The 16913-nt window shown below is 64.4% G+C and carries 18 protein-coding genes; 11 read left to right on the forward strand and 7 right to left on the reverse strand.

Annotated elements, in window-relative coordinates:
• Positions 1-46 precede the first annotated feature (46 nt).
• Complete coding sequence (locus ACZ60G_RS12100) at positions 47-598, forward strand: AAA family ATPase (RefSeq protein WP_465809688.1); 552 nt, start codon at positions 47-49, stop codon at positions 596-598.
• Between the two features lie 52 nt (positions 599-650).
• Here the strand turns inward: ACZ60G_RS12100 and ACZ60G_RS12105 are convergent, their stop codons facing one another.
• Positions 651-1610, reverse strand: coding sequence for a helix-turn-helix transcriptional regulator (locus ACZ60G_RS12105; protein ID WP_465809690.1), 960 nt, complete (start codon positions 1608-1610; stop codon positions 651-653).
• A 63-nt stretch (positions 1611-1673) separates the two neighbouring features.
• Between ACZ60G_RS12105 and ACZ60G_RS12110 the strand changes: the two genes are divergently transcribed.
• Positions 1674-2816 carry an epoxide hydrolase family protein gene (locus ACZ60G_RS12110; protein ID WP_465809692.1) on the forward strand — a complete coding sequence of 381 codons (1143 nt, stop codon included), beginning with the start codon at positions 1674-1676 and terminating at the stop codon, positions 2814-2816.
• A gap of 167 nt (positions 2817-2983) precedes the next feature.
• Here the strand turns inward: ACZ60G_RS12110 and ACZ60G_RS12115 are convergent, their stop codons facing one another.
• On the reverse strand, positions 2984-3517 hold the full coding sequence (locus tag ACZ60G_RS12115; RefSeq protein WP_465809694.1) for a hypothetical protein: 534 nt from the start codon (positions 3515-3517) through the stop codon (positions 2984-2986).
• A 354-nt stretch (positions 3518-3871) separates the two neighbouring features.
• Positions 3872-4057, reverse strand: coding sequence for a hypothetical protein (locus ACZ60G_RS12120; RefSeq protein ID WP_465809696.1), 186 nt, complete (start codon positions 4055-4057; stop codon positions 3872-3874).
• Between the two features lie 266 nt (positions 4058-4323).
• On the opposite strand from ACZ60G_RS12120, the gene ACZ60G_RS12125 reads away from it, so the two are divergent.
• The 6 genes from ACZ60G_RS12125 (at position 4324) to ACZ60G_RS12150 (ending at position 8827) form a co-directional block, all read left to right on the forward strand.
• Complete coding sequence (locus ACZ60G_RS12125) at positions 4324-5214, forward strand: helix-turn-helix domain-containing protein (protein WP_465809697.1); 891 nt, start codon at positions 4324-4326, stop codon at positions 5212-5214.
• A complete protein-coding gene (locus ACZ60G_RS12130) occupies positions 5211-5417 on the forward strand; it encodes a DUF397 domain-containing protein (RefSeq protein ID WP_465809699.1) in 207 nt (68 codons plus the stop codon). The genes ACZ60G_RS12125 and ACZ60G_RS12130 overlap by 4 nt, the downstream gene beginning before the upstream one ends.
• Before the next feature lie 186 nt (positions 5418-5603).
• Positions 5604-6194: a DUF3558 domain-containing protein gene (locus tag ACZ60G_RS12135; protein ID WP_465809701.1), complete on the forward strand. Its 591-nt coding sequence runs from the start codon at positions 5604-5606 to the stop codon at positions 6192-6194.
• A gap of 54 nt (positions 6195-6248) precedes the next feature.
• Entirely contained in the window at positions 6249-6773 is a 525-nt protein-coding gene (locus ACZ60G_RS12140) for a hypothetical protein (RefSeq protein WP_465809703.1), read from the forward strand.
• Positions 6770-7930, forward strand: coding sequence for a WXG100 family type VII secretion target (locus tag ACZ60G_RS12145; RefSeq protein WP_465809704.1), 1161 nt, complete (start codon positions 6770-6772; stop codon positions 7928-7930). The genes ACZ60G_RS12140 and ACZ60G_RS12145 overlap by 4 nt, the downstream gene beginning before the upstream one ends.
• Positions 7931-8059: 129 nt before the next feature.
• On the forward strand, positions 8060-8827 hold the full coding sequence (locus ACZ60G_RS12150) for an ESX secretion-associated protein EspG (RefSeq protein WP_465809706.1): 768 nt from the start codon (positions 8060-8062) through the stop codon (positions 8825-8827).
• A 65-nt stretch (positions 8828-8892) separates the two neighbouring features.
• Here the strand turns inward: ACZ60G_RS12150 and ACZ60G_RS12155 are convergent, their stop codons facing one another.
• The 3 genes from ACZ60G_RS12155 to ACZ60G_RS12165 all read right to left on the reverse strand — a co-directional run bounded on the left by ACZ60G_RS12155 (position 8893) and on the right by ACZ60G_RS12165 (position 14766).
• Complete coding sequence (locus ACZ60G_RS12155) at positions 8893-11706, reverse strand: aminotransferase class I/II-fold pyridoxal phosphate-dependent enzyme (RefSeq protein WP_465809708.1); 2814 nt, start codon at positions 11704-11706, stop codon at positions 8893-8895.
• 282 nt (positions 11707-11988) lie between these two features.
• Positions 11989-12834 (reverse strand): alpha/beta fold hydrolase, encoded by an 846-nt coding sequence (locus tag ACZ60G_RS12160; RefSeq protein WP_465809710.1) that lies wholly within the window; start codon positions 12832-12834, stop codon positions 11989-11991.
• 408 nt (positions 12835-13242) lie between these two features.
• On the reverse strand, positions 13243-14766 hold the full coding sequence (locus ACZ60G_RS12165; protein WP_465809712.1) for an FAD-dependent oxidoreductase: 1524 nt from the start codon (positions 14764-14766) through the stop codon (positions 13243-13245).
• A gap of 157 nt (positions 14767-14923) precedes the next feature.
• Between ACZ60G_RS12165 and mbp1 the strand changes: the two genes are divergently transcribed.
• Entirely contained in the window at positions 14924-15169 is a 246-nt protein-coding gene (gene mbp1, locus ACZ60G_RS12170) for a microaggregate-binding protein 1 (RefSeq protein WP_433603138.1), read from the forward strand.
• A 79-nt stretch (positions 15170-15248) separates the two neighbouring features.
• Here mbp1 and ACZ60G_RS12175 read toward each other — a convergent pair whose 3' ends face one another.
• A complete protein-coding gene (locus ACZ60G_RS12175) occupies positions 15249-15581 on the reverse strand; it encodes a hypothetical protein (RefSeq protein WP_465809714.1) in 333 nt (110 codons plus the stop codon).
• A gap of 167 nt (positions 15582-15748) precedes the next feature.
• On the opposite strand from ACZ60G_RS12175, the gene ACZ60G_RS12180 reads away from it, so the two are divergent.
• Together ACZ60G_RS12180 and ACZ60G_RS12185 are read left to right on the forward strand one after the other, a co-directional pair.
• Positions 15749-16282, forward strand: a complete 534-nt coding sequence (locus ACZ60G_RS12180; protein ID WP_465809716.1) for a DUF6328 family protein — start codon at positions 15749-15751, stop codon at positions 16280-16282.
• A gap of 222 nt (positions 16283-16504) precedes the next feature.
• Positions 16505-16903 (forward strand): STAS domain-containing protein, encoded by a 399-nt coding sequence (locus ACZ60G_RS12185; RefSeq protein WP_465809718.1) that lies wholly within the window; start codon positions 16505-16507, stop codon positions 16901-16903.
• Positions 16904-16913: the final 10 nt, after the last annotated feature.

Below are 16913 nucleotides of genomic sequence, written 5' to 3' on the forward strand. Positions count from 1 at the left end.
TGAGTCGGGGAACGGCGGTGAAAATGAGTAGCGCTCGGCTGCGAGCATGGCGGATATGGAATCCGCCGTCTATCTGATCACCGGTATTCAGGCCGCCGGGAAGTCCACGGTCGCGCAGGCGCTGGCGGAGCGGTTGCCTCGCTCGGCGCATGTGCGCGGAGATGCGTTCCGGCGCTTCATCATCGGTGGCCGGGCAGACATGAGTTCGGAACCGTCGACGCAGGCACTCGAGCAACTGCGGCTGCGACACGCGCTGGCCGCGCATACCGCCGATACATATGCCTCGGCCGGATTCACCGCGATCATCCAGGATGTCGTGCTCGGGGAGTTTCTGCCCTACACCCTCGACCGCATCCGGACCAGGCCGCGGTATGTGGTGGTGCTCGCGCCGAAACCGGCCGCGGTCGCCGCGCGCGAGGCGGGCCGGGACAAGGTCGCCTACGACGGGTTCACCGTCGACAGCCTGGACGAGGTGCTGCGGACGCAGACCCCGCGCATCGGATTGTGGTTGGACACTTCCGATCTCACCGTGGAGCAGACCGTCGACGAGATTCTCGAGCGGGCCCGGCCATTGGACAGCGAAGACGCTGCTCGGTGACTGCGCCCAGCAGTACGCCGATTTCAGGATTGGTTGGAGCGGAATGTTTTGGTCAGGTTTGGGATGAGGTGGCCGCGGTGAGGCGGTGTGCGAGTGCTCGCAGGTGGGCGATGAGTTCGGGTGGTTCATGGACACGGAATCCGAAGCCGAAAAGCCCTACGTAGACCGCTATTTCGTCGAGGGAGTTCGAGCCGGTGTGCAGCAGGCAGTGCTGGTCGTCGATGGCCTCGAGGACGCCGACGGTGGGTGGGATGCGGTCGGCCGCCACGGCCGCGGATACCTCGAGGGTGATGCGTGCTCGATAGCGGTAGGGGGCGGTGCTGACCGCGCGGGAGACGAAACCGGCCAGATCCACCTCCGGCGCGTCGCGCGGCGTGAACCGCGGCCCGTTGGGGATGCGCGGGTGCAGGCGGTCGACACGGTATGTGCGCCAATCGGTTCGGTCGAGGTCCCAGCCGACCAGATACCAGTGCCGCCCGGTGTGCACGAGCCGATGCGGTTCGGCCGTGCGACGGATCAGGGTGTCGCTGTGGGTGCGGTAGTCGAAGCGGAGTTGTTCGTGATCGCGAATGGCGGTGGCGATCACGGTCAGCACGTCGGGGTCCACGGGCGCGGTGCCGGCGGGCATGGCGACGGTGGCGGCCTGTAGTGCCGAGACGCGGTGGCGTAGCCGGGCCGGGAGGATCTGTTCCAGTTTCGCCAGCGCCTGCAGCGAATTCTCTTCGATGCCGGCGATGGTGCCACCGGCGGCGGTGCGCAGCCCTACCACGACCGCGACTGCCTCGTCGTCGTTCAGCAGCAGCGGGGGCAGTTTGACGCCCGCGCCCAGCCGGTATCCGGCGGCTCCCGCGACCGCGTGCACGGGATAGCCGAGGGTGCGCAGTTTGTCGATGTCGCGGCGGATCGTCCGCGCGTCGACCTGGAGGCGTTCGGCCAGTTCCGCACCGGTCCACTCGCGGGGTGTCTGCAGCAGGGACAGAAGTTCGAGCAGTCGAGCCGAGGTGTCCAACACAGTTCACATTCTGCCTGAAACCTAGGACCGAATCTGTCCTAGCTCGGCTGTAGTGTGATTTTCATGAGCACAGAGATCACGCCTTTCCGCATCGCCATCCCCCAGGAGCAGCTCGACGACCTGAATCGGCGCCTGGACGACACCCGCTGGCCCGACGAGGACCCCGGGGCGGGTTGGCGACAGGGCATCCCGCTCGGCTACACCCGGGAGTTGGCCGATTATTGGCGCAACACCTACGACTGGCGCGCGCAGGAGGCCCGGCTGAACTCCTTCCCGCAGTTCCGCACCGAGATCGACGGGCACAACGTGCATTTCGTCCACGTTCGCTCGTCCGAACCCGACGCGCTGCCGCTGGTGCTCACGCACGGATGGCCCGGATCGATCGTGGAATTCCTGGAGGTGGTCGGCCCCCTGACCGACCCGGTCGCGCACGGCGGCAACGCGCAGGACGCGTTCCACGTCGTGGTGCCGACCATTCCCGGTTACGGGCTCTCCGGCCCTGCGGTCGGCTGGTCGCCCGCGCGGGCCGCACGAGCGTGGGCGGAGCTGATGCGCCGCCTGGGCTACGACCGCTACGGCGCCCATGGCGAGGACACCGGCGCCGCGATCTCTCGCGAGCTGGCGGTGATCGATGCCGAGCATGTGGTCGCGGTGCACTTGACGATGATCGCCTCCGCCACCGTCACCGCCGAGACCGCCGACCTCGACAATCCCGCCGAACAGCGGGCGGTCGCACTGGCGCAGCGCGCCCAGTACGAACTCGGCGCGTACGCCATGTTGCAAGCCAGTCGTCCGCAAACGCTGTCATACGCGCTCGCCGACTCACCGGTAGGCCAAATGGCCTGGATCGTCGAACGATTCAAGGACTGGACCGACTCCACCGACGTGCCCGAAGACGCCGTCGACCGCGATGCGATGCTGACCAACGTCATGATCTACTGGCTCAACGCCACCGCCGGCTCGTCGGCGCGCTACTACTACGAGGCCGCCGCCACCTGGGGCAGCACCGAACCCGACACCGACGTCCCGGTCGCCGTCGCGGTCATGCCCCACGACCTCGGCATCCCGGTCCGCCGCATCGCCGAACGCAACCACAACATCGTGCGCTGGACCGAACTCGACCGCGGCGGACACTTCGCCGCCATGGAAGAACCCGACCTGATCGTCGACGACCTGCGTGCCACCTTCCGCGACTATCGCAAGTAGATACGGGATCTCGACGATTCGCGGCGGGCAGACCAGTCCACCGACAAAGGACCAGGAGCTGACTGCCCGCCCCGGAATCGCCGACAAACGTCGCTAACGCGACTTTTTTCCTCACTGGCCCCTTGGGCCTTCGTCCCGCTCGATCGGATCCGGCCGTTGGTAGGGACTCACAGCGGCTCCCCCTTCATCAGTGCGGCCCAGTAATCGTCGCGAAGCGCGTCCCACAGGTCGTCGTGCTTGGACAGTAACTCCCGAGCGGCGGCCAGGTCGGGGTACGGATCGAACACGACCGTTCCGGGTCGCGCTCCCGGAACCGGTGCGCGCAAGGGCACGCGATACGCGGTGAACGATTCGGCAGTGAATTGCACACATAAGATGCGGGCCGAGACCCCTGCCAATTGCCATATGGCGAGCTTGCGGCCGTCCCGAGTCCGGGTGGTCCGCAATCTGTCTCGGTGCATCGTGCCCCCCTCCACATTGGTGCGCCCGACGCCGGGAGACTCGACACCCCAGCATCGGGACGACTCTGGGGACACCGGTTGATCTGCCCATTCGCGGACCGCGTCCGCGAAGAGCTCGACCACATCGGGTGGTGCTCCGCTGTAGGTGACTGGTGGTCCGTTGAACGGATCACGTTGCGGCAGTGGCGGATTGCGGTCCGTGGCGGGTGATCGGCGGTGATTCGGCTTTCTGTCGGTCATCGGCCCGCCTGACCGGTGTTCGCTGCGCGCGGATCGGCGTGAAGCTTCCCCATTGGATCTCCGTAGGGGAGGGTGTTGAGCATGACGATCTGAGCAAGCATTGGGCAGCATCCCTTTGTTTTGGCGTGCGAGATCTGGTGTCAGGCAGACGATCTGGTGCATGTGGGGCAGTCGTCGGGCGAATCGGTGGGGTGCGGATGTCCCGTCTCGATCAGGCGTGTCCAACAGCCGCGCAACATCGCACACGTCCGCACCGTGCAGTCGGCGTGTAGGTCGCGGGATATCTCCCGATGCATCTGGGCCGGTGACATCGCATGGTTCGGATACTGGTGCTGAACGGGATCGGCACCCATATCAGAAACCCAGGTGCGGAACATCGGCCGGGACGAACCGGCCGGCCTCGATGAGCCGCTTCTTCGCCTGTGCTTTGACGGGGCACATCGACGCCTGGCAGTCCAAGTGGCTCTGCATAATCAGATGCGCGTATTCGATTGACATCACGGGCAATTCGCTGTGGTTCGTTACCGGCAGGCCGTGCATGCGGATACTCCGAACGTGGGTGTGAGTGTCTGGAATGCCCGGTAGCCGAGGCCGAAACCACCTGTGCTACAAAGGGATTTGCTAGGCGGTAGGCGCTTCCCGGCTACCGGGGTGATGCAAGTACACACCCGACTTTCGGAAAACGGCATCCCCAATCGCCCGCTTCCGTCGTAATATCGCCAAACTTTCTCCGCGGATACCGCCACGTGAGCGCCACCTGCTGACGGCTTCCAAAAGTCCGGTCACTACATAGTGAGGCTAACGATATGAGCGTTACCGGCAGTACCCTCGCGCGTCGTGCCCTCGGTCGTGAACTGCGCCGATTGCGGACGGTCAAGGGCATGTATCAAGCCGAAGCGGCCAGGCTGGCCGAAACCTCCCCGCAATCGATCGGTCGCATCGAGGAAGGGCGATCGACCCGGATCACCAGCTTTCAGGTCAACGCCCTGTGCGATGCCTACGGGGCCGCCGACGACGAACGGCGAATCCTGTTGGGACTGGTGCAGGAGGTGCGATCCGCGCGGGAGCGCGGTGGGGGTTGGTGGCGTTCGTATGCCGATCAGATCACCGGGGACTTCGACCATTACCTGGCTTTGGAGGAGGCGGCAAGTCGATTGACGGCGTGGAAGTTGGCCGTACTTCCGGGCCTGCTCCAGACCCCGGACTACCGCCGTGCGATAGCTTGGATCGAGTCTCCCGATTTGCCTTCTGAGCTGATAGAGAAGCGAATTGAATGGGCAATACGCAGGCAGCGACGCTTGGAAGATCCGGGGTTCGCTGTCGAGATATTGCTGTCGGAAGCTGTACTGCGCGAGGAGATGGGCGGCCCAGCAGTGATGAGTGAACAGCTCCGGCATCTGACCGAAATCGGTGCCCTGCCGAACGTTTCGATACGAGTTGTCCCGTTCAACGCCCGCAACCATCTCGGTGTGCTCGTCGGATCGTGCTCGCTCATGGAGTTTCCGCGCTTGCCGCAGTCCAAGCTCACGGAACCGCCGATCGTCTACGTGGAGGAATACAGAGGTGATCTGTACCTGGAACGTGAGGCGGAGGTCGAACCTTATCGGACTGCGCTCGCCGAGATCGGACGTGTAGCGTTGGATGAGAGCAAGTCCAGGCGAAAGATCCTGGCTGTGGCGAAGGAGCACAGAGCGTGAGTGTCGATCTGTCCGGGGCGAAGTGGTACAAGAGCAGCCGCAGCAGCTCGACGAAAGACTGTGTGGAAGTTGCACACCTCGAAGGGGGCACGGTTGGGGTGCGGGACTCGAAGAACCCCACGGGCCCGGCTCTTGTGTTCAGCCCCGCCGAGTGGGATGCGTTCACGGCGGGTGTGCAGGGTGGGGAGTTCGAGCAGTCCTGAACGGCGTGCATGTGAATTCATAGGAACCCCAGATGCTTTCGGTATCTGGGGTTCTTCCGATTCAGCGTTCCTCCGGGATTGCGGCCTCGATGAACGCTTTGCGTGCCGGTGGCCCGGCCGGTACGGTCTAGACGAGCTTGCAGGGGGCGGGGAAGCCGGTCCGACCCCAGGTCTGGGATGGCGCCGGTGCGAGAGGACGAGATGGCCAGCTGGAGTGGTTTGGTCCGGGGTGTGGTTCTCGGTGCGGGGCTGATCATGCTGGTTTCGGCGTGCAATTCCGGTGGGGAGTCGAAAGGCAGCACCAACAGTGCGTCGGCGACGCCGACCATCGCGGCGGATGTCCCAGCGGGGTTTGATGCGTGTAAGGACCTTCCGCAGGCTCTCATTCAGTCGGAGAAGCTGAAGAACAAGGGAGCCGACACCACAGATAGGCCCGGCGGCATCAAATGGCGCGGCTGCGGCTGGGTTCAGGCTGGCGGCGACGGATACGGCGCAACGATCGACACCACCAACATCACCCTGGCGATGGTGCGAGCCAACAATGACTTTACGGTCGATGAGGAGTTCACGGTCGCTGGGCGGCCCGCACTAACTTCCCACGTCAGCGGCCAGGATCCGCACGCGGACTGCGCAATCAACGTCGAGCTGAAAGGTGGCAGCCTCGAGATCAGCGTCGATAACCCACCCTCCCTCCGGAATACTGGGAATCAGCACTCTTGCGACATCGCTAAGCGCCTCGCGGAGGGGATCGTTCCAGCTATACCTGTCACGCTCTAAGCTTGAACGATCTCCGGACAAATCGGCCGGAAACCCTGGGGAGGAACACGAACTGTGAGCGGCGAATCCACGACACTGTCATCTGGGGGCCCACTTGCCAGCGCGATCAAGGATGCTCAGGACGGCAAGCTGTCCGTCAGTTTCAGCAACGAAGTGCGTGTCAACGCCGACGAGTTCGTCTACATCGAGCGCGACTGCGAAGCCTTCAAGGAAGAGATCCGGGACCTTCAACGGATCGCGCAAAAGATCTCGCGACGTGAGCACTGGGGTCTCGGTGAGACGACGGACGGCATGATCTCGGCCAGCACCCTGGTGGCTCGCTTTCGTGGTAAGGCCATGATTGTCAATTCAGCCACGGACTCGGACAACAACGTCTACAACATCCTCCTCCAGCAGCACTACCAGATCGTCGACGACATCCAAAACCTGCACCGCACAATCGCCCAGAAATACGTCGAGCAGGATCAAGAATTCGCCGCGCGTTACAACGAACTGAAGGCGAATGTAGAGTCCAGCCAGATCGGCAACCAGACCCAACTGGGCGTGACAACGCCCCCGGCGGTCGGAGCATCGAAATGACCGATTCGAACGAGCCGTCGAAGATTTCCGGTGGCGGTGAACATGTTGATAGCTGGAATCATTGGAAGATCTACAACGCGTTCACTCCACTGAATACGACTGAGGCTCACAATGGCTCCGGCGAGTATGCGCAAATCGCCACGCGGTGGGCTTCGGCGGCAGAACTTTTCGCCAACCGGATCAATCATTCGAGTTCGGCCGCCTGGGACGGCACTGCCGCGAATAGTTCGCGGGACGCGATCAGCAAGTACGCCAAGGCCGCATTGGACCTGACAACACCGCTACAGAACCTCGCCGACCGGGTGTCGGCAGCAGCCAACGGCGTAAACGATACTCAGAAAGCCGTGGATAAGCCGCCGGACGGCGGATCGTGGTACAACCCGAAGAGCTGGAACCTGGGTATCTACCACGGCCCGAATTCCGCTGCGGTGCGCAACGATTGCGAGAGCTCGGCCCGGGAAGCCATGCGCAGTCATTACGTCAATACATTCGTTTCGGCGGATAAGCAGATTCCAGTGCTCCCGGTGCCGAACAGCCCAACCGATCCGTTGTACAAGGCACCCGAAATCAAGAACGACGGCTACACCCCTGGAACAAGTGGAAGCGGTGGCGGTAACCCGACGTCCGGGACCGGTGACCAGGGCGACGGTGACCAGCAGGAAACTCCGCAGCCCTCCACTGAACCGACGACGAATTCGCAGGATCCGTCGTCGACCAGTCCCACGAGTACCGATTCGTCGTCGCAGTCCCCGTCGAGCACCTCGGCTACCCAACCGAGTTCGGTGACCCCCACGACGAGTACTTCGACGACGGCGAGCAGCTACCCGGGCGGCTCGGGCAGCAGCGGCCTGGGTGGCGCTTCCGGCACGACCTCGGGCAAGCCCGGCAGCAGCGTGCCCGGTACACCGACCGCCACGGGCACGACAGCCAACGCGGCACGTGCGGCGACCACCAGCACCGGCACCTCGGGCATGTCGGGCATGGGTGGAATGGGCGGTGGCCGTGGCCAATCCAAGGGCGACGACGAGTCCCATCAGCTGCCCGAGTGGCTTCGGAATATGGAGAATACCGAAGAGTTGCTCGGGCCCGGCCCGAAAACTGTTCCCGGCGGCGTGATCGGCGGTGACCACGCCGAACCCGGATCGACACCGAGCTGATCCCCGGTCGCCGGTCGAAGTATCGGCCGCCGAAGCATTTCTTACCTGAATTTCGTTGGCTCGCCGCCTGTCCCGAGGTACTTATGCCGTACCCGGGCGGCGCCGAGTCCGCCGCATGATGTTGATTGGATGACCACGATGGCCGAATGGAGTTGGGAACCGGACGATTTCGCGGCGCTGTGGTACAGCGACGCGAACGACCGGTTCCCGCACCCGCTGCGCTATGTCAGCCGTTTGGCCACCAACGACGAGGTCGCCACGCATCGGGCCGCCGTGCGCGCCCGCTACGGTGTCGAGGAAACCGAACAGATCAACCTCGCCCTGCACACCCTCACCACCTCCGAGCTGCGCATCGAAATCGCCGGTGACTCAACGGTTCTCGGCAAGGGCGAACCCCGCGAATACCGCGTCCTCGGTGCCCGGACTCCCTATCACGCGGTGATGCTCACCCAGACCGCCACGGACGGTGTCGACAGCCCTATCCGCTGTCGGCTGTTCCGCACCGAACAACTAGCGGCACGTTTGGCCGCCATCCTGCCCTCGGTTCCTCCGGGCAGCGCCAAACCGGACACCTTCCATGTGGAGGACCTGCGTTCCAGCAACAACGGACACGGCCGTGGCCGCAACAGTCCGCTGGAACGTTTCGATCGTCTCACTCAGCACCGCTCAGGCGCGGGCGTCGCCGGCCTGCTCGCCGGATACCTGCACAGCCGCCCGGCCCCCTGGTACGCCCTCGGATGGTTCGATATCGAAGGCGATGGCCGATACGTTCAGCAGCAAACCCGCGAACACATCACCGTCCGGCCTGCCACCACCGGCGATCTCACCAATTTCTTCGAAACCTGGATCGAATTGGCCCTGAAACGACTCCGTGGCGACGACCCCGGCAACTGGTGATGCGATCGTCGCCGGATTCTCGCCATACGCGGTGACCAGCTCGGCGCGCGCCGATGGTGCGCGCGCTATCGCGACTGCATCCGACCCACCGAGTGAGCTGACTCCAGCGCCGTCGCTGCCTGCGGCGCATCGCCGGACACCGTGGCAATTGCGTGCCGAGTTGCGGCCAGCCGTGCGAGCGCGGCCTCGGTGAAGACCGATAACCCGAGGTCGGGGTTGTAGCCGTGAATTTCCTTGACGTCGAGCTCGGCCAGGAAATACAGGATGTCGGTCGAGATCACCTGACCCGGTACCAGCACCGGGAAGCCGGGCGGGTAGGGGACGACGAAGGTGGTGGACACCAGGGTCTTCCCCTTGGCGATCCGTCGCCCGGCGTCGCCGAGCAGGATGTGTTCGCGGTCGGACTCCTCATACCCGGCGTAGAAGGCCGATCGCATGTCGCCGAACACGCTGGCGCCGTCGGGACGGAACACGCTGTCGAACTCGCTGAAGTCGGGCAGCGCCGGCAGATCCTTGGTGATCTCGTCGACCCGGCGCTGTTGCAGGGCGTGATCGGCCTTACCGCCCGCGCCCCGGCTGCGCTCGAAGTCGGTAGCCACCCGACGCAGCACGTCGAGCAGGTAGTGCACGCTCGACCAGGTCACGCCGATCGTGAAGATCAAGAGCACACTGTTGATCGAGGTCTTGTTGATCTGGATACCGAACCGGTCCATCAGGATCTTCTCGCGGAATTCGAACCCGTTCATGCCGGTCTTGCCGATGAACAGGGTGACCCGAGTCGGGTCGAGCACGAACTGATCGGACCGCCACGCCTCGTTCCACTCTGCCAAGCCACCCTGCCTGACCTGTCGGTACGAGCTGACTTCGGACGGCCGGAACTCGTCGGGCACCAGGTCGTCCTCATCGAGGATGCGGAACCACTTGCCGATCAGCCGGTCTTTGCGGACGCGGTGACGGAAGACCAGCGCCATGTCGTAGACGTTCCGGACCAGCTGGAAGCCTTCGATGTCGACCTGCCGACGCGCCAAGTCCAACGACGCCAGTAGTTGCTGGTTCGGCGACGTCGAGGTGTGGGTCAAAAACGCCTCACCGAACGACTCCCGGACGAGAGCTTTGAAATCCTGGTCGCGGACATGGATCATCGACGCCTGCCGAAGCGCCGACAGCGACTTGTGCGTGGAATGCGTCGCGTACACGCGTACACGTGCGCGCCCGGGGTCCGGCAGCAGCCGGTGGTTGCTCCACTCGGCGCGGTCGACTCCCTGCATCGACGCACGCCACGTGCGGTACTCCGCGGCGTACCCGGGCGAGGACAATGTCGATTCGAGTTGCTCGGCGGCAACCATGGCGGTCCGCTGCCGTGACCACGGCACCGCGGTGGCGAACGCGTACCACGCCTCGTCCCACAGGAAGCAAATGTCCGGCTTGATCGCCAGGACCTCCTCCATCACGCGCCGTGGGTTGTAGACGACACCGTCGAAAGTGCAGTTGGTGAGCAGCAGCATGCGCACCCGGTCCAGTTGTCCCGCCGCCTCGAGGTCCAGCAGCGCCTTCTTTATGGTGTGCAGCGACACGGCTCCGTAGATCGCGAACGGCTCGAGCGGGTAGGCGTCCAGGTACATCGGGTACGCCCCGGCGAGCACCAAGCCGTAGTGGTGCGACTTATGGCAGTTGCGGTCGATCAGAACGATATCGCCCGGCCGGGTCAGGGCCTGCACGACAATCTTGTTCGCGGTGGAAGTTCCGTTGGTGACGAAGTACGTCTGATTGGCGCACCACGTCTTCGCGGCTTTGTCCATCGCCACCCTGATCGTGCCGTGCGGGTCCAGCAGTGAGTCCAGCCCGCCCGAGGTGGACGACGTCTCGGCCATGAAGATGTTGCGGCCGTAGAACTCTCCCATATCCCGCAGCGACTTGGAGTTGAAGATGCTGGCGCCACGCGCGACGGGAAGGGCGTGGAATTGGCCGACCGGCGCGGCCGCATAGGCACGCAGGGCGTCGAAAAACGGTGTGGCGAACCGGCTCCGGAAGCCGGCGAGCACCGTGCTGTACAGGTCGGTGACATCGTTGAGCCGATAGAACGTGCGGTCGTAGACGTTCGGCTCGTCTTCGCTCTCCGCGGCGATCGATTCGTCGGTGAGTAGGTACAGATCGATATGAGGTCGCAGCTGCCTGATCCACTCGCCACACTCGACCCAGTTCTGGGTGCGCTCGGTCACGACCACGTCGTCGTTGACGCCGAGCAATGTGGTCATCAACGGCACCCGGTCGTGTGAACGAAGCGGCAGGTCATGCCGGATGATCGCCGCCTGAATCTCGCCGTTCAACGCGACCGCGGTGATGGCGTCCTCGATGCTCGACACGACCAGCAGCTCGAACTGCACATCGTCGGACGGGTCGCGAAGCGCGCGCACGCTCTCCGCCAGGCTCTCGGGAGCCTCGGGCGGAGAATCGTCGCCGAGTAGGACGGTGAAGAACTGCTGCTGTCTGGCCCGCGCCACGAGTTCCTGATCGGCCAACGGCGCGGACGTGTCGAACACAGCTGTACCGTCGCCGTACTCGGAGAGCAGGCGCACAGCCAGCGACACCTCCTCGGTGAGCCGCACCGTTGCAAGATCGGCGAGATATCCGCGGAACGCCGCCAGTCTCGCCGCGCCCGGGTACAGCCAGTACCGCTCGTAGGCGCCGAGACGATCGAGGAGACGCCGCACCCGGGCGGCTTCGTGGGTGGTGTCCAGCCCGGCACGGTTGACATCGGCCAGCCGACGGCACGCGTCGTCGAGCAGATTCCACGTGTCGATTCGCGAGTACGACGGGTTCGCTACCGCCGCCAGCGCGGAGACACTGAGCCCTTTCGGGCGCTCGCCGTTTCGGTGCATATCGTCAGTTTTCGCCCCTCAATCGGTAGGCGAAGTGATTTGCCGAAGACCAAAGGCCACCCTGCAATATCCCTGCAAATATTGTGCCCCGCCGTCGATCAAATTCCTAGCTAACCTTCAGGATGCCGTTGCGTCGACCTCAATGGTGCTCCGCGAGACAGTCGGTCCCGCGATACGGACGGCGGATCGTGACCGCCGGACCAGTCGACGACCCCGGCCCGAACACGGTCACTTTCCGCCGTCCATCGCGTCTCAGCTACCGAGAGCGGACTACGACTCCCGTCACACGACCGCGGGACGCCGGGCCGCGTTTTCGGCGATTGCCGTGACGATCTGATCGAACAGCGGCTCGGGCAAGTCGTGGCCCATCGCGTCGAACGGCAGGTAGGTCGAGTTGGGGATCGCGGCGTGGGTGGCCTCGCCGCCGGCGATCTTGATGAGCGTGTCCTCGGCACCGTGAATGACCAGCGCGGGCAACTGCAGCCGCTGGAGGCGACTCCTGCGGTCGGGAGCGATCAGGGCTGCGGTGACCTGGCGCGCCGCGCCGTCAGGGTGCCGTGCACGGTCGTAGGCCTGGGTCGCGAGCGCGCGGCGGCTCTCACGGTCGGCGTAGGTCTTCGAGCCGATGAGCGTGTACAGGTCGGTGATCTGCTCGATCGCGGCCTCACGATCCGGCGGCATCGGTTTCGTCAGTTCCTCGAGCACGTCCCCACCGGGCATGCCGATGAGAAAGTGCGGCGTGCTCATGATCGAGCACAACGACAGCACCCGCGGGGTGTGCTCTATGGCGAGTAGCTGGGCGACCATCCCGCCCAACGAGGCGCCGACGACGTGCGCCCGCTCGATGCCGAGATGGTCGAGCAGTTCGACAGCATCTCGGGCGATCGCCCGCAGGTAGTACTGGCTCGGGGTGGTCTTCCACTCGGTCAGACCACTGTCACGGTTGTCGGGACGGATCACCCGGTAGCCGCGCTCACCGAGGTGGTCGACGATTTCCTGGGGCCAGTGGATCAGCTGGGAGCTGAGCCCCATGATCATCAGCAGCGGTTCCCCTGACGGATCACCCTCGTCACGGAAGCACATCCTGACCTCGGACAGATCAGCGAACTGGTCGCGCGAATCGTGCATGACAACCTCCCGAAGTTGTGACCGAGTATTGGCAAACAAACAGCAAGCAACACGGGCCGATGTGAAATCGTTGATCGATCAGATCGTTCACCCTCGCCGGCTAGATACGGCCATCTGGATCGCAACAAGAAGCAATCATAGGGCAACACGAGATCCGCCTTCGTGACTTGCCGAGATTCGCCGGATCTGTATCCAGGGACCCGCCAGGAGTCGCCGCTCGGTCAGGATGGTGATCGAATGCTGTCCGTCCCCGGCTACGCGGACCGTAGTGCCGGACAGTCACCTCGGATTCAGCCCACGCTCGGATGCAGGCTCGGCGAGGGGGATCACGCGATCACCGAGATGTGTTCGGCCCGACCGTATATCGGCCTACTGACCCAGAGGCGATCCCGAACCACCAGGCCCAGGTCACAACTCACGAGATCCGGGGCAGGGGAACGGGCCGGAAATCGGCGTCAGCGAGTCGGTTGCCGGACCTTCGAGCAGAGTGCCGTCGGCGGCGAACCGGGAGCCGTGCAGTGGGCAATCCCACGATTGCTCCGCATCGTTCCAGCGCACGATGCCGCTCAGATGCGGACAGACCGCGGATACCTCGGTGGTGGCGCCGTCGACAGTGCATACGGCGGTCGGTCGCAGCCCGTGGCGTTCGACGCGGCCGCTGCCCTCGGCAGGCGCTGCACCGAGGCCGGTGCCGAGCATACGCAACCAGCCGAAGGAAAGTTGCTGGGCCACAGAGCTATTGGCGAATACAGCGGCGGGAATCGACTTCAGCTCACTCGGACGCCAGCTTGCGAAGGTATCGGCCCACCGCGGTGGTTTGCCATTGATCCGGCCCGCGAGTGCCAAGGCCGCTGCGACACCGTTCGTCAAACCCCATTTGGCGTAGCCGGTGGCGAGCAGGATGTGATTCTGCCCGGGCAGCAGCGGACCGACGTACGGCAGTTCGTCGACCGGGTGATAGTCCTGCGCGGACCAGCTCTGCAGCGGTTCAGCGGTGGGGAAACACCGCTGTGTCCAAGCGATCAACTCGTCGACCCTGCGGCTCGCCGCATCCGTGCGCCCGGCCACGTGGCCGTTGCCGCCGACCAGCAGCAGTTCGGTGCCATCGGGTCCCGGGGTGTAGCGCAGCGACCGAGTGGACTCGCCCGCGCTGATGAACATTTCGTGCGGGATCGGCTCGGCGACCCGGAAGGCGCTCAGATAGGAGCGCTCGGCGGTGAGCCGGGCGAAGAAGCCGCCGCGATCGAGTATCGGTGTGCCGGTTGCCAGAATGATCGTGCGCGCGACCAGATCGCCGTGCTCGGTTTCGATCACCAACTGGCCGTGCTCGCCGCTGTGCACGCCCTTGGCCCGGGTGGATTCGAAGATCGGCGCGCCGCGCGATTCGATATCGGCGGCCAAACTGGCAAGCAGTGCCATCGGATCGAGTTGAGCCTGATTATCGAGCCGGACCGCACCGTGCACAGGGAACGGCACATCCAGCTCCTCGACGAGCGTCGTGGCCAGCCCAGCGGCCCGTGTCACCTCGTATTCCCTTCGCACAGCGGATATTTCAGCCTTGGACTGAGCGTAAGTGAGTGCCGGGACGCGCTGCACGGGCACCGAATGCTCCGCGCAGTAGCGCAACAGCCACTGCTGCCCCTCGCGATTGGCCTCGACATAGTCGCTCAGCGCTCGATCGCCGTGGCGACCGCGGATGCGCTGCGCTCGGATCCCTTGCAACAGACTGACCTTCGCCGTACTGGCACCGGTGGTGCCCGCCCCGACTCGCTTACTCTCCAGCACCGCCACGTCCACACCGCTCTCGGCCAGCAGCAGGGCGGTCACCAGGCCGGTGAGCCCAGCGCCGATCACAACGGTGTCGAACCGCAGCCCCGGCGTGAGCCGCAGTCGCGCCGGCACCTCGGCATCGTTCAACCACAGGGACCTCATGCTCCGGCGATAACCGCTGCCACACCGCCGAAACATCCCGATATGCGGCAAGAATTTCCGGAATCCACGATGAAAACGCGGAGTTCGGATTCAGCGGGCAGATCCGGGGTATGCGGCGAATGTCCACCTGAAAACCGATAATTCGGAGGTAGATATCGTGTCCGAGCACAAGAGTGGTCCCCGCGAAGGTGTCGAAGGCGTCGTCGAAGACGCCAAGGGCAAGATCAAGGAGGCCGCCGGCGCAGTCTTCGGAAACGACGACCTGCGGGATGAAGGCAAAGCCCAGCAGGATAAGGCGGAATCACAGCGTGAAGCAGCCAGCAAGGAAGCGGCCGCCGAGAAGCAGCGTGCCGAAGCCAAGCTCGACGAACAGCGTCAGCGCGCTTACCAGCAGGGGCAGTGATTATCGATAATCGCTGCGCATGACAAGTAGTGGGTTGCCGGACAATATGTCCGGCAACCCACTACTTTCGGCACCGGGATTACTTCGGCACCAGGATGCCGGTCAAGTCGGCATTGCGGATAGGGGTGTCCGGATTGGCCTGTGCCCGGCACATCAATTCGATTGCGGCGATCGAGGCGTCGACGGTCTGATCATTGGTCGCCGGCGCATTGCCGTTACGTTCCTGCTCGAGGAATTTGGTCACCGTGATGCGCTGTTTATCCTTGTCCTGCGCGACGAATTCGCTACAGGGCGTGTCACCGCCCTTGTTCACCGCCTTCTGGGCCTCCTCGCAGCCGCTCGCCAAGACCGCCAGCGCGGCCGCGGCGGCTACCGCGGCGATGCGGCCTCGGCAGGTTCCGGTGTTTCTCATGATGGATCGCTCCTCCTCGAAACGATGCCGCCGAGCGCATCGGCGTCATCACCGGCATACCCGCGCGTCGAACACCGAATCAGCGGCGCTGTGACCAACGATCGCGGGGTGTATGTGGGCCCGGCGCGGGTACGCCGCGAACATAGAGCGCGAACCCGGGAGCAGCCATGGCGACGACATCGAAAGGCGATGACCCAGCCGTGACCAAAGATGATCAGGCATGGGATCGCAACGCCAGACACGAGACCGAAACCCAACGGCTGGACCGCAATTGGTCCAATCTGGTGCAGGAACTGCGGGTCGTGCAGACCGGTGTGCAGTTCTTGATCAGCGCCCTGCTGATCCTCCCGTTCCAGGCCGGATTCACCACCCTCTCGCAGCTGATGCGGGTGCTGTATCTGGGCACCGTCTCCGCGGCTATGGGTGCGACGGTGTTCCTGGTCGCGCCGGTGTCGTGGCACCGGATCCTGTTTCGGCGCCATCGGTTGGGCAATGTCGTGGCGGCCGCGCACCGCTGCGCGATGGCAGGGATCGCGCTGCTCGGCCTCGCGTTGACCGGTGCGACGACTCTGGTGATGGCAACCGTGGCGGGGACCATCGCCGGTGCGGTGGCGGGTGTGGTGGTCGCGCTGCTGTTCGCGGTGGCCTGGGTGGTGGCGCCGTGGCGCTGGCGTGACGGCCGTGACAGTTTCGATAGTTGAATCGGACCGAGCCGACGTGCCAGACTAAAACCAGGTTGAGACTACAGCCGACCCTGGGTCCGACGTGACGACATACCACGCAGGACTCGGCCAGCGGGAGCGCGTAGCGACACCTCACCCAGCGTTGGCAACAACCGATGCGTCCTATCTACCACCGATACGCCGCCCTCCCGCCGATCCGATCCTGCCGCGCAGGACCGGAATCCCCTATGGGAGGTTTAGATGTCTGCCGTACTTCAGCACCGATCAAACGGGCAGCACCCGGCCGGTGACCGACCACGCAACCGGTTCTGGGCGCAACGCGTCGATCGCCGTAAACAGTGTGTGGTGGTGCGCGCCGAAGGAGAACTCGATGCGGCGGCACTCCCGGAGTTCCGCGCGATGCTCGAACACGCCGTCACGACCCGATGCCATGCGGTTGTCCTCGATCTGCGCGCCACCAAATTCCTGAGTATTCGGGTTGCGGCCACCATCGGAGCGATCACCCAGCGAGCCGCGCACGGCGGTCCCGCTGTGCGGATCGTCGCGGGGCGCCGGGAGATCGAGCGGGTGCTCGCCATCACTGGAGTACGCGCCGTATGTTGCGATTTCCCGACGATGCGTGCCGCACTCGACACCTAATAAGGGGCCT

Source organism: Nocardia sp. NPDC102475 (genome assembly GCF_055584605.1).